The organism is Vibrio sp. SG41-7 (genome assembly GCF_014164465.1).
Taxonomy (GTDB): domain Bacteria; phylum Pseudomonadota; class Gammaproteobacteria; order Enterobacterales; family Vibrionaceae; genus Vibrio; species Vibrio splendidus.
In genome coordinates, this window is record NZ_JACJFF010000399.1 from 1 (window position 1) to 287 (window position 287).

General features: G+C 43.6%; 2 rRNA genes. Both read right to left on the reverse strand.

Annotation, left to right across the window (positions count from 1 at the left end):
- Window positions 1–71, reverse strand: a 5S ribosomal RNA gene (rrf, locus tag H5300_RS27325); the annotation flags it as partial.
- A gap of 119 nt (window positions 72–190) precedes the next feature.
- A 23S ribosomal RNA gene (locus tag H5300_RS27330) occupies window positions 191–287 on the reverse strand; the annotation flags it as partial.

A 287-nucleotide genomic window follows, 5' to 3' on the forward strand; every position in this document is an offset into this window, starting at 1 on the left:
TCGGCGCTATTGTGTTTCACTTCTGAGTTCGGCATGGAATCAGGTGGGTCCACAATGCTATGGTCGCCAAGCAAATTTTAAAATTCGGAAAGCTGCTTCTCTATTTAATAGAGCTTTAAAAGTATTTCTCTTCAAACTCATTCAAGCGTTTGGTATTTCTATTGAGTCCACAAAACCCCTTGGGTGTTGTATGGTTAAGCCTCACGGGCAATTAGTACAGGTTAGCTCAATGCCTCGCAGCACTTACACACCCTGCCTATCAACGTCGTAGTCTACGACAACCCTTT